The 14,465-nt window shown below is 65.0% G+C and carries 9 protein-coding genes; 6 read left to right on the top strand and 3 right to left on the bottom strand.

Annotation, left to right across the window (positions count from 1 at the left end):
* Nucleotides 1–4 precede the first annotated feature (4 nt).
* Nucleotides 5–2,548 carry a circularly permuted type 2 ATP-grasp protein gene (locus ACE10X_RS15080; RefSeq protein WP_038386408.1) on the top strand — a complete coding sequence of 848 codons (2,544 nt, stop codon included), beginning with the start codon at nt 5–7 and terminating at the stop codon, nt 2,546–2,548.
* Nucleotides 2,545–3,423, top strand: a complete 879-nt coding sequence (locus ACE10X_RS15085) for a transglutaminase family protein (protein ID WP_038386409.1) — start codon at nt 2,545–2,547, stop codon at nt 3,421–3,423. The genes ACE10X_RS15080 and ACE10X_RS15085 overlap by 4 nt, the downstream gene beginning before the upstream one ends.
* Nucleotides 3,424–3,470: 47 nt before the next feature.
* On the opposite strand, the gene ACE10X_RS15090 is transcribed toward ACE10X_RS15085, so the two are convergent.
* On the bottom strand, nt 3,471–4,973 hold the full coding sequence (locus tag ACE10X_RS15090) for a sensor domain-containing diguanylate cyclase (protein WP_038386410.1): 1,503 nt from the start codon (nt 4,971–4,973) through the stop codon (nt 3,471–3,473).
* Between the two features lie 162 nt (nt 4,974–5,135).
* The gene (locus ACE10X_RS15095; protein ID WP_085970715.1) at nt 5,136–6,842 is read right to left on the bottom strand and encodes a methyl-accepting chemotaxis protein; all 1,707 of its coding nucleotides are present in this window, start codon (nt 6,840–6,842) and stop codon (nt 5,136–5,138) included.
* Between the two features lie 335 nt (nt 6,843–7,177).
* Between ACE10X_RS15095 and ACE10X_RS15100 the strand changes: the two genes are divergently transcribed.
* The 4 genes from ACE10X_RS15100 to ACE10X_RS15115 all read left to right on the top strand — a co-directional run bounded on the left by ACE10X_RS15100 (nt 7,178) and on the right by ACE10X_RS15115 (nt 13,656).
* A complete protein-coding gene (locus ACE10X_RS15100; protein ID WP_038386412.1) occupies nt 7,178–8,560 on the top strand; it encodes an ethanolamine ammonia-lyase subunit EutB in 1,383 nt (460 codons plus the stop codon).
* A gap of 128 nt (nt 8,561–8,688) precedes the next feature.
* Nucleotides 8,689–10,275, top strand: a complete 1,587-nt coding sequence (locus tag ACE10X_RS15105; protein ID WP_038386413.1) for a B12-binding domain-containing radical SAM protein — start codon at nt 8,689–8,691, stop codon at nt 10,273–10,275.
* 4 nt (nt 10,276–10,279) lie between these two features.
* Nucleotides 10,280–11,074 (top strand): ethanolamine ammonia-lyase subunit EutC, encoded by a 795-nt coding sequence (gene eutC / locus ACE10X_RS15110; RefSeq protein WP_038386414.1) that lies wholly within the window; start codon nt 10,280–10,282, stop codon nt 11,072–11,074.
* A 197-nt stretch (nt 11,075–11,271) separates the two neighbouring features.
* Nucleotides 11,272–13,656, top strand: coding sequence for an RND family transporter (locus ACE10X_RS15115; RefSeq protein ID WP_304556535.1), 2,385 nt, complete (start codon nt 11,272–11,274; stop codon nt 13,654–13,656).
* Between the two features lie 95 nt (nt 13,657–13,751).
* Here ACE10X_RS15115 and ACE10X_RS15120 read toward each other — a convergent pair whose 3' ends face one another.
* On the bottom strand, nt 13,752–14,255 hold the full coding sequence (locus tag ACE10X_RS15120) for a hypothetical protein (protein ID WP_026192497.1): 504 nt from the start codon (nt 14,253–14,255) through the stop codon (nt 13,752–13,754).
* Nucleotides 14,256–14,465: the final 210 nt, after the last annotated feature.

The raw sequence follows: 14,465 nt of genomic DNA on the forward strand, positions 1-14,465 counted from the left end.
TGGAATGACCGCATCGGGTGGCCAAGGCAATAGTCAAGGCAGCAGTCAGGAGAGCAGGGCCCGTCCCGGTCAGCGCCGGATGGCGCAGTGGACCCGCGACTATGTCCGGCTGCCCGGCATCCCCGACGAGTATATTGCTGACAACGGCGCGCCGCGGCCGGCCTGGGCGCGCTTCTTCGACGCCTTTGCCGCGCTGTCGCCGGCCGATATCGAGCGCCGCTTCGCCTCCGCCGACCGCCATCTGCATGAGGCCGGCGTCACCTATCGCGCGCCGGGCGACACTTCCGACCGGATCTGGCCGCTCAGCCATCTGCCGCTGATCATCGATGCGGCCGACTGGCGGCAGCTCGCCGCCGGTGTCGCGCAACGCGCGCAGCTTCTGGAGATGGTGCTGGCCGATCTCTACGGCGAAGGGCGGCTTGTTGCCGACGGCGCCATCCCCGCGGCGGCGATTGCCGGCAGCAGCGAGTATCTGCGCGCGGTCAGCGGCATCAAGCCGCCGGGGGGCCGCTATCTGCATCTCTACGCCGCCGACATCGGCCGCGCGCCCGACGGCCGCTGGTGGGTGCTCGGCGACCGCACGCAGGCGCCGTCGGGCGCGGGCTATGCGCTGGAAAACCGCCTGGTGCTGTCGCGCGCCTTTTCCAATCTCTACAAGTCGATGAATGTCGAACGGGTCGCGCCGTTCTTCGAGGCGTTCCGCGATTCACTGCGCGCCAGCGCCGATCGCGACGAGCCGCGGATCGGCCTGCTGACGCCCGGCGCGTTCAGCGAGACCTATTTCGAGCACGCTACGCTGGCGCGCTATCTCGGTTTTCTGCTGGTCGAGGGCGACGATCTCGCGGTCTCCGGCGACCGCATCCACATCCGCACCGTTGCCGGATTGAAGCGGCTCGACGTGCTGCTGCGCCGGGTCGATTCCAACATGCTCGATCCGCTCGAGCTCGACGCGTCCTCCTATCTCGGCGTGCCCGGGCTCGTCGAGGTGCTGCGCAAGGGCGGCGTCGTGGTCGCCAACATGCCGGGCTCCGGCGTGATGGAGGCGAGGGCACTGCTGGGCTTCCTGCCAAATCTCTGCCGGCGCCTGCTCTCTGAAGACCTGATGATGCCGCACATCGCGACCTGGTGGTGCGGCCAGAAATCCGCGCGCGAGCATGTGCTGTCGCGGCTCGACGAGTTCGCGATCGAAGGCGCCTATGGCCGCGGCGTTACGGATTTTCCCGGCAACGGACCGGTGCTGCCGGGCGAATTGTCGGCCGCGGACCGCGACCGCCTGAAGGATGCGATCAGCCATCGCGGCATCGATTATGTCGGTCAGGAGTTGGTGCGGCTGTCGACTACGCCGGTATGGGAGAACGGCCGCATCGCGCCGCGTCCATTCGTGTTGCGGGTGTTCGCGGCGGCGACGCCGAACGGCTGGACGGTGCTGCCGGGCGGCTTCTGCCGGATTGCCGATCGGGCCGATGCGCGCGCGGTGTCGATGGGCGATGGCGCGGTGTCCGCCGACGTCTGGGTGGTCTCCGACAGGGCGGTTGCGACCTCGACCTTGCTGCCGGCGGGCGACACCGTCCGCATCCGCCGCATTGCGGGCGTGCTGCCGAGCCGTGCCGCCGACAATCTGTTCTGGCTCGGCCGCTATCTGGAGCGCGCCGAGGCCACCATCCGGCTGATCCGCGCCCTGTGCACGCCGCTGCGCGATCCCGCGCGCGCGAATTCGAACGGCGCGGCGCCGGCGATGCATTCGGCCGAGCGCATCCAGCGCATGCTGGTCGCATGGGGCGCGGCCTCGCAAACCGCGCGCGCCAATCTCGCCAGGGTCGCGCTCGAAGCGCTGCAGAGCGAGGAGAAATTCGGCTCGGCGCTGTCGCTGGTGCGATCGGCGCAGCGCACGGCGACCTCGCTCCGCGAGCGGCTGTCGCCGGACGCCTGGCAGGTCATCACCGAGATGGCCGATCGGCTCGCCATCGAGGTTCACGACGATGACGGCGTCGTCAGCGCCGCGGAGCTGACCCTGCAGGAGCTCGCAAGCTTCGCCGGCCTTGCACAGGAAAACATGAACCGCGCCGCCGGCTGGCGTTTCCTCGAGATGGGCCGCCGCGCCGAGCGCGCCGTCAACACCACGCGCTTTGCCCGTCAGTTCGCCTATGACGAAGCCGGTGACGAGGACCTCGACGTTCTGCTCACGCTGGTCGACTGCCAGATCACCTATCGCTCGCGCTATCTGGTGCAGCCGTTGCTCGCACCGGTGCGCGATCTGGCGGTGCTCGACCCCTACAATCCGCGCTCGGTCGCATTCCAGGTCGCGGCGCTGAACGAGCACATCGCCGCGCTGCCGAGCCTGAAGGAGCATGGCCTGATCGAGCGGCCGCAGCGGCTCGCCGTCGCGGTCGAGGCGATGCTCACAACGGTTGAAGCCTCGAGCCTCGACGTCAAGACCCTGTTCGCCCTGGAGCAGGATCTGCTCAACCTCGCCGACGCGATTGGGCTGCATTACTTCCCGCACGGACCGAATGCCAGCCGGCCGGAGAAGCTCACGGGGCTGGCGTGATCTACGACATCCGTCACGTCACGACCTACAGCTACGAGACCCAGGTCAGCTTCGCGCGCTGCTCGCTGCGGCTGGAGCCGATCAGCGGCGACGGGCAGCAGCTGATCTCGCATTCGGTCGAGATCCGTCCGAAGCCCGCGGAACGCACCACAAGGCGCGACTTCTTCGGCACGCTCACGGAAAGCGTCCTGATCGAGACCGCGCATCGCAGTCTGCGCATCGATGCCCGCTCGCGGGTCTCGGTGGCGCGGCAGTCACCAGCGCGCGGCGCCACCAGCCCGCCCTGGGAGGACGTGCGCGACAATGCGTTCGAGGCGTCGAGCCTCGATGCGGCCTCGCCGGTCGGCTACGTCTTTGCCAGCGCGCTGGTGCCGGTGCTGCGGCCGGTGACGGCCTACGCCTCTGCGAGCTTTTTGCCTGGTGGCGGCATCCTTGCCTGTGCGTCCGACCTGATGCGCCGCATCCGCAACGACTTCAAATACGATCCCAAGGCGACCGTGATCTCGACGCCGCTTCGCGACGTGTTCGAGAAGCGCCATGGCGTGTGCCAGGACTTTGCCCATGTGATGATCGCAGGGCTGCGCGGCCTCGGCCTGCCCGCGGCCTATGTCAGCGGCTATTTGCGCACCATTCCGCCGCCGGGCCAGCCGCGGCTGCAGGGCGCGGACGCCACCCATGCCTGGGTCTCGGTCTGGTGCGGCAGCGCGCTTGGCTGGGTCGGGTTCGACCCGACCAACGATCTGATGGTCGGGAGCGACCACATCATTCTCGCCATCGGCCGCGACTTTGCCGACGTCTCGCCGGTCGACGGCGTCATCGTCGGCGCGCGCAAGCAAAAGCTCGCCGTTGCGGTCGACGTGCTGCCGGTGGAGTGAGCCGGGATGGGCGCGCGGCGCGCTCGACCGCGCCAATGCGATCGCGATCAGGCGACGTGCCGCTTGCCCGATTTGTCCCACCCGATCGGGCTGACGATGACGCGGTCGCGGCCTTCGCGCTTGGCTTGATAGAGCGCGAGGTCCGCGGCCTTGAGCAGATCGCGCGACGTGCGCTCGTGGTCCGGGACGAGGCAGGACAATCCGATGCTGACGGTCGGCAACTCAGGCTCGGATTCCCGCGCAGCCGCCAGCTTCGCGCGAATCCGTTCGGCAATTTCCAGGGCGCCCGTCTTGCCGATGCCCGGCAGCAACACCGAAAACTCCTCGCCGCCATAGCGGGCGCCGAGATCGGTTGCACGCTTGGCGCTGCTTGCGATGCACCGTCCCACGGTGGTGAGCACGGCGTCGCCGGCCTGATGCCCGTAGGTGTCGTTGTAGATCTTGAAATGATCGACGTCGATCATCAGAAGCGAGACCGGCGCCTTTGCGCGCATGCCACGGCGCCATTCGACGTCAAGGGTATCGTCGAGGCGGCGGCGGTTGGCGAGGCCTGTCAGTGCATCCGTGTTCGCGAGGTGCGCGAGCCGGTCTTCCGCGGCGGCCCGCCGTTTGAGAGCGGCCACCAGGTAGAACATCAGGACGATCGAGAAGCCGCAGAGCGCTGCAACCACGCTGCCGATCAGCCAGATCTGCTGCCACCAGTCGGCATAGATGCCGTCGAGCGCGAGACCCTCGGCGATGAGCAGGCGATTGTGGCCCACCGCCTGGAAAACATAGAGCCGGCTGACATGATCGACGATCGATTTCGTGATGTAGGAGCCGGACTGCCGTGCCGGAAACTGCTTGAAGACCAGAGAGTCCTTGATGCTCTGCCCGATCTTGCTGATGTCGAACGGTGCGCGCATCAGTATGACGCCATCGCTGTTGAACAGCGCCATGCTGTCGCCGAAGCCGAAGTTCAGCTTGCGAAACAGATTGTGGAAATAGCTGAGCCGCATGCTGCCCGCGACCACGCCGGCAAAGGAGCCGTCGTCATTGTTGATGCGGCGGCTGAGGCTGATCAGATATTCGCCATCAGAAGTAATCCACGGAGCGCTGATGAACAGTCCGCTGTCCGCTCGCGTCTGATGCGCCCGGAAGAAGTCTCGATCGGCGAAATTTGCGGCCCGCGGCGTCAACGTCCTGGAATCGAGCGTGACGTCTCCCGCCGCATTCAGCACGAGGATCGAGCCGAGATCCTTGGCTGTGGCGGCGCGGTCGAACAGCACGACCTGGCGAAGCTCGGGGCTGATCTTGCCGAGCTCCGGCAGCTTGACGCCGTCGGCGACCGCCTGGAGCGAGAGGTCGTAGAGGTCGATGTTGCGGTCGATCTCGCTGGCGATGGAGGCGACGAGGTTGGTCGCGCCTTCCTTCGCATGCCGATAGTCCTTGCTCGCCATCTCCCAGAGAATGGATGCGCAGATCGCCGAAAAGCAGAGAACGAGGCCGATCCCGAGCGCAAGGAGCCGTTTGGTCGGCACCGCCTTCGGCCTTGGCAAAAGCCCGTTCATTGCTCGCTTCCACTTTCCCGCGCAGTGACGCTTTCTATGGAGGCATCAAATTGAGAAATGCGACCTGAAGCGGACGCAATTTGCGTCCGTGCGTTGGGAGAGTCTTAACCATCCAGATTGCCGGGGCCCTGTCGTAGGGCCTCGCAACATCGCGGGATCGGCTCAGGTTCCGGTCCGCTGCAGGCCGTCGGCCGCGTCGCTGCGCAGGTTGCGGAAGAACTGCTCGACCTCGCGCGACAGTGTCTCGGCCGTTGCGGTCAGATCGTTTGAGGCCGCGAGCACCGATTCCGCCGCCTTGCTGGTCTGGTCCATATCGTCGCGGAGCGAGCCGACATTGGTAACCAGGGTCTCGTTGCCCTGGGCGGCCATCTGTGCATTGGCGGAGATTTCGCGCGTGGCCGCGTCCTGCTGGCCGATCGCGCTCGCGATGTTCGCGGTGACGTTGCTGATCTCGCGCACCGCCTGGCCGATCTCGCGCACGGCGGCCACGGAGTTGCGGGTCGAGGCCTGGATCAGGCCCACATTCTCGCTGATCTCGGCGGTTGCCTTCGCGGTCTGGCCGGCGAGCGCCTTGACCTCGTGCGCGACGACGGCGAAGCCACGGCCGGCATCGCCGGCGCGGGCGGCTTCGATGGTGGCGTTGAGGGCGAGCAGGTTGGTCTGCTCGGCGATCGCCTGGATCAGGCTCAGCACCCCGTCGATGCGCTGGGTGGTGGCGGCAAGGCCCTCGATCTCGGTGATCGAGCGGTCGGTGCGTACACCGGCCTGATCGACGGCGCCGGACGACTGCTTGACCTGGCGGCCGATCTCCTCGACCGAGGCGGAGAGTTCTTCGGCTGCGCCCGCCACCGCGGAGACGTTGCTCGAGGCCTGTTCGGTGGCGCCTGCCGCCGCCACCGCGCGGCCGCTGGCGTCCGACGCGACGGTTGCGATGGTCTGCGCGGTTTGGCGCATCGTCGCAGCGTTGTCATGCACCGCGCGGAGCACCTCGCCGATCGTGTCACGGAACGCTTCGACGAAGGTCTCGATATGCCGGCCGCGCGCGTCGCGCGCCTCGGACTCCTGTACGACCTGCGCGTTCAGGCTGCGATTGCGGTCCATCGCGTCCTGGAAGACCTTGATGGCGCGTGCCAGTGCGCCGATCTCGTCGCTGCGCCCGACATGCGGTACTTCGACATGGTCGGTGCCCTCGGCGACGCGCTTGATCGTCGTGGTGATCTGCGACAGCGGCCGGGCCACCGAGCGGGCGATGATCAGCACGCCGAGTACCACCACAATCAAGGCCGCGGCGCCGAGGCCGGTCAGCACCAGTGCCATCGTGCGGTTGGTGTCGGTCTCCCGCGCCAGCTTCTTGCTGCGCTCGGCATAGACCTTGGAGAGCGCCTCGAGATCCTTGTTCAGCGCGGTGCGCACGTCGCGGTTGGCGTCGTTGTCGCCCCACTCCCGCCCGGCTGCGGCGCCGATCTCGATGCCGCGGCGTACCAGCTCTTTGCGGAAATCGATGAACTGCTCGATGCGCTTCTTGAACACCGCGAACTGGGCGGCGTCGTCGGCCTGCACCAGCGTTTCCCAGTTCTTGACCACGCCGAGAATGCGTTCGTTGAACGCCAGCAGTCCGTCGCCGTATTTCTTCACCGCTGCCGGATCGGTCGACATGTAGATGCCGCGGGATTCCATCACCACGGCATAGACCAGTGAATTGACCCGCTCGACATTGAGTGCGGCACGGCTTGCGAGGTCGACGGCCTCGGTCAGCTCGGCATTACGCCGCGCATTGTATTCGGACAGGAAGGTGATGGCCGCGGTCAGCGCCGCAATCAGCGCAAACGTCGAGTACAGCCTGGCAGCAAGCGAGAATCGGGATGCCATTGGAGGCCGGGACATGGAGATGGGGAATGTGACGGGGGCGGGCATTGCGGGGCACTCCAAGAGGCCGGGGAGTACCTTCGGCCGATTAAAGCTTATGCAAAATTTTCATGGACAATTTCTTAACGCGCGAGATTTGTGCAGCCGCAACCGTTAAAATCTGTAAATAATCCCAATGCCTTAGGCCGCTTTGAGTCTGCCGGGTGCTCGCGGCTTGCGGCCGTGCCGAGGATGCGGCGCTATCACCGCCAGCGGCGCCAGCACGCGGGGCGAAGCCGATGGCACGCCTTTCGCAAAGAGGTGCTAGATTGCGCTGCCCCAGCCCGCGACGAACCCCCATGCTCTATCGTCACACCATCGACGCCACCAATTACGCATTCGACGATCTGCGCATCCTGCTTGCCAAGGCCTCGCCGCCGCGTTCGGGCGACCGCCTGGCCGGCATCGCCGCTGACAGCGCGGAGGAGATGATCGCAGCGCGGCTTGCGCTGGCCAATGTTCCGCTCAAGCAATTCCTCGATGAGTCGCTAATCCCCTATGAGGCTGACGAAGTCACCCGCCTGATCCTCGACAGCCACGACGTTGCCGGCTTTTTGCCGGTGTCGTCGCTCACCGTCGGCGGATTCCGCGACTGGCTGCTGTCGGATGCCGCCAGCGGGGATGCGATCAAGAAGATCTCGCGCGGCATCACGCCAGAGATGGTTGCGGCGGTGTCGAAGCTGATGCGCAACCAGGATCTGATCCTGGTCGCGAAGAAATGCGAGGTGACGACCCGCTTCCGCAACACCATCGGCTTGCGCGGGCGAATGAGCACGCGGCTGCAGCCGAACCATCCTTTCGACGATCCCAAGGGCATCACCGCCTCGATTCTCGACGGGCTGCTGCTGGGAGCGGGCGATGCCTGCATCGGCATCAATCCGGCGAGCGACGACCCGAACGTGATCGGCACGCTGCTGCGGCTCCTGGACGACATCATCACGCGATTCGAGATTCCGACGCAGGGCTGCGTGCTGACCCATGTCACGACCACGCTCGGACTGATCGGGCAGGGGCTGCCGGTCGATCTCGTGTTCCAGTCGATCGCCGGCACCGAGGCGGCCAATCGCAGTTTCGGCGTCGACCTCTCGCTGCTGCGGGAGGCCCGGGAAGCCGGGCTGTCGCTGCGCCGCGGCACGGTCGGTGACAATGTGATGTATTTCGAGACCGGGCAGGGCTCGGCGCTGTCCGCCAATGCCCATCACCAGGTCGACCAACAGACGTGCGAGGCGCGGGCCTATGCGGTGGCGCGCGCGTTCGATCCGCTGCTCGTCAACAGCGTGGTCGGCTTCATCGGTCCTGAGTACCTCTATGACGGCAAGGAAATCATCCGCGCCGGGCTCGAGGATCATTTCTGCGGCAAGCTGCTCGGCCTGCCGCTCGGGATCGACGTCTGCTACACCAACCACGCCGAGGCGGATCAGGACGATATGGACAATCTCCTGACGCTGCTTGCGGCGGCCGGCGTGAACTTCATCATGGGCGTGCCGGGCGCGGATGACGTCATGCTGAACTATCAGTCGACATCGTTTCACGATGCGCTCTATGTCCGCGACCTTTTCGGCCTGAGGCGGGCCCCCGAATTCGACGACTGGCTCGCGCGCGTCGGCCTTGTCGGGCAGGACTTCCGCCTCGTGGCCGATGCGGAGCGGCTGCCCGACCTCGCTGCCAGGCTCTTGACCTGACGGGATAGCGAAATTCTGCAGAGCAACTATCTCGTCGTTATGACGTTAAGTAGTGCCACAATGTTGAAGAATTTCTGGCCCAGCGTTCCACGCCGTGGTTAGATTTGCCGGTGCTTCGGGGTCGATTGATGAGAGCTGAGGGCATAGAGACAGTACGACGTATCCTCTGCGTTTTTCCGCGCTATACGTCGTCGTTTGGGACCTTCGAGCACGCCTACCCCCTCACTGACGGCGTCAAGGCGTTCATGCCGCCGCAGGGCCTGCTGCTGATCGCCGCATACCTTCCCGAGAACTGGCCGGTCCGTTTCGTCGACGAGAACCTGCGTCCGGCGACGGCGGAGGATTTCGAGTGGGCGGATGCCGTGTTCGTCAGCGGTATGCACATCCAGCGCCAGCAGATGAACGACATCTGCCATCGCGCGCATGACCATGACCTGGTGGTCGCGATCGGCGGCCCGTCGGTCAGTGCTTGCCCGGACTACTATCCCTCATTCGACTACCTCCACGTCGGCGAGCTCGGCGATGCGACCAATGAGCTGATCAAGCGTCTGGCTGATGATACCAACCGTCCCGACGAGCAGGTGGTGCTTAAAACCATCGACCGTCTGCCGATGACGGATTTCCCGCTGCCGGCCTATGAGCTCGCCGAAACCAAGAAGTATTTCCTCGGCAGCATCCAGTTCTCCTCGGGCTGCCCGTATCAGTGCGAGTTCTGCGACATCCCCGGGCTCTATGGCCGCAATCCGCGCCTGAAGTCGCCGCAGCAGATCATCGCCGAGCTCGACAAGCTGCGCGCGTGTGGTGCCACCGACACCGTGTATTTCGTCGACGACAATTTCATCGGCAACCGCAAGGCGGCGAGCGAGCTGTTGCCGCACCTGATCGAGTGGCAGAAGCGCACCGGATATGTCACGCGCCTCGCCTGCGAGGCGACGCTCAACATCGCCAAGCGCCCCGAGATCCTGGAGAAGATGCGCGAAGCCTACTTCGTGACGATCTTCGTCGGCATCGAGACGCCCGATCCCGACGCGCTGAAGGCCATGCACAAGGATCAGAACATGATGGTTCCGATCCTCGAGGGTGTGCGCACCATCAACTCGTTCGGCATGGAGGTCGTCTCCGGCATCATCATGGGGCTCGATACCGACAAGCCCCAGACCGGCGACGCATTGCTCTCCTTCGTCGAGGAGTCGCGGATTCCGCTGCTCACCATCAACCTGCTGCAGGCGCTGCCCAAGACGCCATTGTGGGATCGGCTCGAAAAAGCCGGGCGTCTGATCGATGACGAGGGCCGCGACTCCAATGTCGAGTTCCTGCTGCCCTATGAGGACGTGGTCAGTTCCTGGCGCAAATGCATGGAAGTTGCCTACGAGCCGAAGAAGCTGTTCGCGCGCTATCTGCATCAATGCAATTACACCTATGCCAATCGCATCAAGGTGCCGGTCAGCCCGGAAATGAAGAGCTGGGCCAACATCCGGCGCGGCCTGATCATGCTCCGCAACATCTTCTGGAAGGTCGGCGTGCTCGGCGACTACAAGCGCGTGTTCTGGAGCTTTGCGCTCGGCCGGCTCAAGCGCGGCGACATCGAGGGGTTGATCTCGGCGACGCTGGTTGCGCATCACCTGATCACCTTTGCGCGTGCAGCCTCCAGCGGCCGGCAGAACGCCTCGAACTACTCGATCCGGCTGCGCGAGGCCTCCGTCCCCGCCGAATAACAGCATGACGACACCGCCGACGCCCTTGTCCCCTTCGCTTGCCGATCTGCGCGAACTCACGCCGGCGCGCGTCGGTCTTGGCCGGTCCGGGGCCAGCCTGCCGACCAATGCGCTGCTCTCCTTCACGCTCGACCATGCCCGCGCCCGCGACGCCGTCCACGCCGCCTTCGACGTCAGCGGGATTGCGGCCGGTCTTGCCGGCCTCGGCATCACGCCGCTTGAGGTGTCTAGTCAGGCGCACAGCCGGCGCGACTATCTGCGGCGGCCCGATCTCGGGCGCATGCTGGATTCTGCATCGCGGCGCTCGCTCGAGAGCAGCGGCATCACCGCATGCCCCTGCGCCATCGTGATCGGTGACGGCCTGTCGCCGACGGCGGTCAACGTGCATGCCGTTGAACTGATCCGGCATCTCGTGCCGCGCCTTGCGGCCGACAAGGTCGACGCCGGCGCGGTGATCGCAGCGTCCGGCGCGCGGGTCGCGCTCGGTGACGAGATCGGCGCCATCATCGGCACGCGCATGCTGGTGATGCTGATCGGCGAACGGCCCGGGCTGTCCGCACCCGATAGCCTTGGCGCCTATCTCACCTTCGCGCCGCGAATCGGCCTCACCGATGCCGACCGCAACTGCGTCTCCAATATCCACCATGCCGGGCTGAGCTATGCGGAAGCCTCATTCAGGATTTCGTGGCTTGTGCGCGAGGGCCTGGCACGCCAGATCACAGGGGTCGCGTTGAAAGATGAAAGCGGCGGTGGATCGTCCAGGAATGCGCTACCAGGGTGTGACAAATCAGATACTTAATGTCGGTGATCGGCGGTTCCCTGCCGATTTGGTCAGCCCCTCGCGCTTGCGAGCAAAGGGGCGGGCAGGTAAAACCGGCGCCGGTCAATATTCGCGTGTTTTCAAGGACTAGCGCCGATCAGTTGCGCTCACCCGCCTCATTCGCGCCCCTAGACCCAAGCTAGACAGATTGAGCCGTTTTCAGAACTGGACAGGGCATGCTCGAAAAGAATTCCGAAAGTCAGGTCCACGTCGAGAAGATCGAAGAGCCGCGGTCGGGCCTCAGCATCGCGTTCGGGATCGAGCGTCTCGGCCTGATCCCAATGCGGGCGCCGATCCTGTCCTGCGTCGTCCTCGTTCTGTTGCTGATCGGCGCCGTGTTCGGCGTGCACCGGATCAAGATCGACGACTCGCTGTCGCAGCTGTTCCGCTCCGACTCCAAGGACTACAAGCAGTATGAGGCGGTGACCAAGCGCTTCCCGGCGACCGAGTTCGACGTCCTCGTCGTGGTCGAAGGCAAGACGCTGCTCGCCCGCGACAATCTCGAAAAGCTGCGCGACATGGTCACCGACCTGCAGCTCGTCGAGGGCGTGCGCGGCCTGGTGTCGCTGTTCTCCGCGCGCCAGGCGCCGGAGCCCGGCAAGCTGCCGGCGGCGCTGTTCCCGAATGAACTTCCCGACGGCGCGGCCTACGACAAGTTCGTCGAGACCGTCAAAAGCAACGAGATCATCCGCGGCAAGCTGCTGTCGGAGGACGGCACACTCGCGCTGATCGTGCTGTCGCTCGAGCCCGAGGTGGTCGGCAGCAACAAGCTCAGCAAGGTGGTCGGCGACATCAGGAAGATTATGGCCGACGATCTCGGCGGCAGCGGGCTCAATGCCCAGTTGTCCGGCGTGCCGGTCATGCAGCTCGAGATCCGCAATGCGGTCGAGCGCGACGGCCTGACCTACAACATCCTCGGCATCCTCGCCGGCTGCATCATCGCCATCATCTTCTTCCGCAAGATATCCTTCATGGTGGCGGCGGCGTTCCCGCCGATGATCGCGATCCTGCTCGCGCTCGGCGGCCTCGGCTGGGCCAATTTCAATCTCAACATGTTCCTCAACGTGATGACGCCGCTCATCATGGTGATCAGCTTCTCCGACTCGATGCAGCTGACATTCGCGGCGCGCGACCGGCTGATCGCGGGGCAGGACAAGTTCACCGCGTTCAAGAATGCGGTGCTGGTGGTCGGACCGGCCTGCGTGCTGACGCACGGCACGGCCGGAATTTCCTTCATCGCGCTGCAGTTTTCGGATTCCGATCTGATCCGCAAGTTCGGCGAGGCCGGGCTTGCGGCGACCATCATCGCGCTGATCGCGGTGCTGTCGCTGGTGCCGGTGTTCGGCGTCCTGTTCGTGCGCAACGAGAAGATCTTTGCGGTCAAGTTCCAGAGCGCGGATGCCGGCGTGCAGGCGCTGCGCAATTTCTGCTACTGGATCGCGGTGCGCATGGTCGGTCGTCCCGGGCTGTTCAGCCTGCTGGCCCTGATCGTGGTCGGCGGCCTCGGCATCATCTACGCCAATCTCGAGCCGCGCTACCGGCTCGCCGATCAGGTGCCGGACAAGCGGCAGGCGGTGGCGGCGTCGAGCCGGCTCGACGCCAAGCTGACCGGCGCCAATCCGGTCGATGTGCTGATCGAATTCCCCAAGGGACAATCGCTGTACTCGCCGGAGACCTTGAAGACGATTGCCGATGTCCATGCGATGGTCGAGGACTCTGCCGGCGTCGGCAACGTCTGGTCGCTGGAGACCTTGCGGCGCTGGCTCGCCGAAAAGGCCGGCAGCAATGATGTCGCGACGCTGAAGGAATATGTCGACCTGATCCCTGAACACCTGGTGCGCCGGTTCATCGACAAGAATCAGGATGCTGTCGTGGTGTCGGGCCGCGTCCCGGATGTGGACTCGAGCCAGTTGCTTCCGGTGGTGAACAAACTCGATCATTCGCTAGACAAGGTGCGCGCCGAGCATCCCGGCTACGAGATCGCGGTCACGGGTCTGTCGGTGATTGCCGCACGCAACAGCGCCAGCATGATCGAGAAGCTCAACCACGGCCTCACCATCGAATTCCTGCTGGTCGCGATCTTCATCGGGCTCGCATTCCGCTCGATCGTGGTGATGTTCTCCTGCATCCTGCCTGGCATCTTCCCGGTGGTGCTGTCGGGCACCGTGCTGTGGCTGCTCGGGGAGGGGCTGCAATTCGCCAGCGTGGTGGCTTTGACGGTGTCGTTCGGCCTCGGCCTCAGCGCCACCATCCACTTCCTCAATCGCCTGCGGCTCGAGACCAAGCCGGGTGTCACGCCGGAACTTGCGGTGGAGCGCGCCACCGTCCTGGTCGGTCCTGCGCTGATCCTGACCACGGTGGTGCTGGCCTGCGGCCTCGTCGTCACCGTGTTCTCCGACCTGCCGTCGCTGCGCCTGTTCGGCTGGCTCAGCGCGTTCTCGATGGTCGCAGCCCTGGTCGCGGACCTCTTCATCCTGCGGCCGACCTCGATGTTCCTGATCAACCTGTCGCAAAAGCTCCGCGGCAGGGGCGGCCAGCCCGCGCCGATCGAAAAGGCCTGATCGACGAGCAATCAAAAAGCTGCAGCAAAAAGGCCCGGTTCCGAAGCGTTCGGAACCGGGCCTTTGTGTCTTGTGGGCGCAATCGGCCGGGAGCGTCAGCTTTTCGTCATCGTGATCGAGACGCCCCGGATCTCGCCCTTGGAGTCGATCTGCACGACCTGCTTGGAGCCGTTGGTCTGCAGGTTCAGGTTCGCGGCAAAGCCGGACGCCTCGACGAACACGTCGATCCGCCCGCCGCCCGCGGTGCCCTGCAGATTGCCGAAGATGTTGCGGCTCGCCTCGCTCCAGTTGCCGGAGATCCGGTCGCCCTGGCTGGTGACGTCGCTGGAGAGGTCGAACTTGTAGCTGTCGCTGGCGCAATGCAGGGATTGTTTCAGGCTCATGCCCGACGGCGCGACCTTGTAATCCGCCTTGCAACGAATCCGTTCAGTCGTGCCGTTGGACAGCGCCACCGTGCCCGTTCCGGTCCACGAGCCGGCAAAACCGGCAAACGGCCCGCTGGCTTGGGCGTGGACGGCGGAGGCAGAGAGCATCAGTGCGGCGCCGACGCCCACAGCCCTGAGAGCCTGACCATAAAGGCTGGAACCAAACAGTTTCATTGTGAATTTTCCCATCAAAATCAACGCTTCCTACGCAAGAAAGCGTCTCGCCGCATCGAAGGTTTAGTGTCACCGAAGAATGTTAGGTTCAAACGACAGAAGCGGCGCGCGGCGCCCATATTGTCATCGAACAGAATCAGAAACCGTCGGCTTCGTGACGGCATGTAGCTTTGCGCAACCGCTATCCGCAATAGCCGAACGCGACAAAGT

The sequence above is a fragment of the Bradyrhizobium sp. Pha-3 genome (assembly GCF_042258325.1).
Classification (GTDB): domain Bacteria; phylum Pseudomonadota; class Alphaproteobacteria; order Rhizobiales; family Xanthobacteraceae; genus Bradyrhizobium; species Bradyrhizobium elkanii.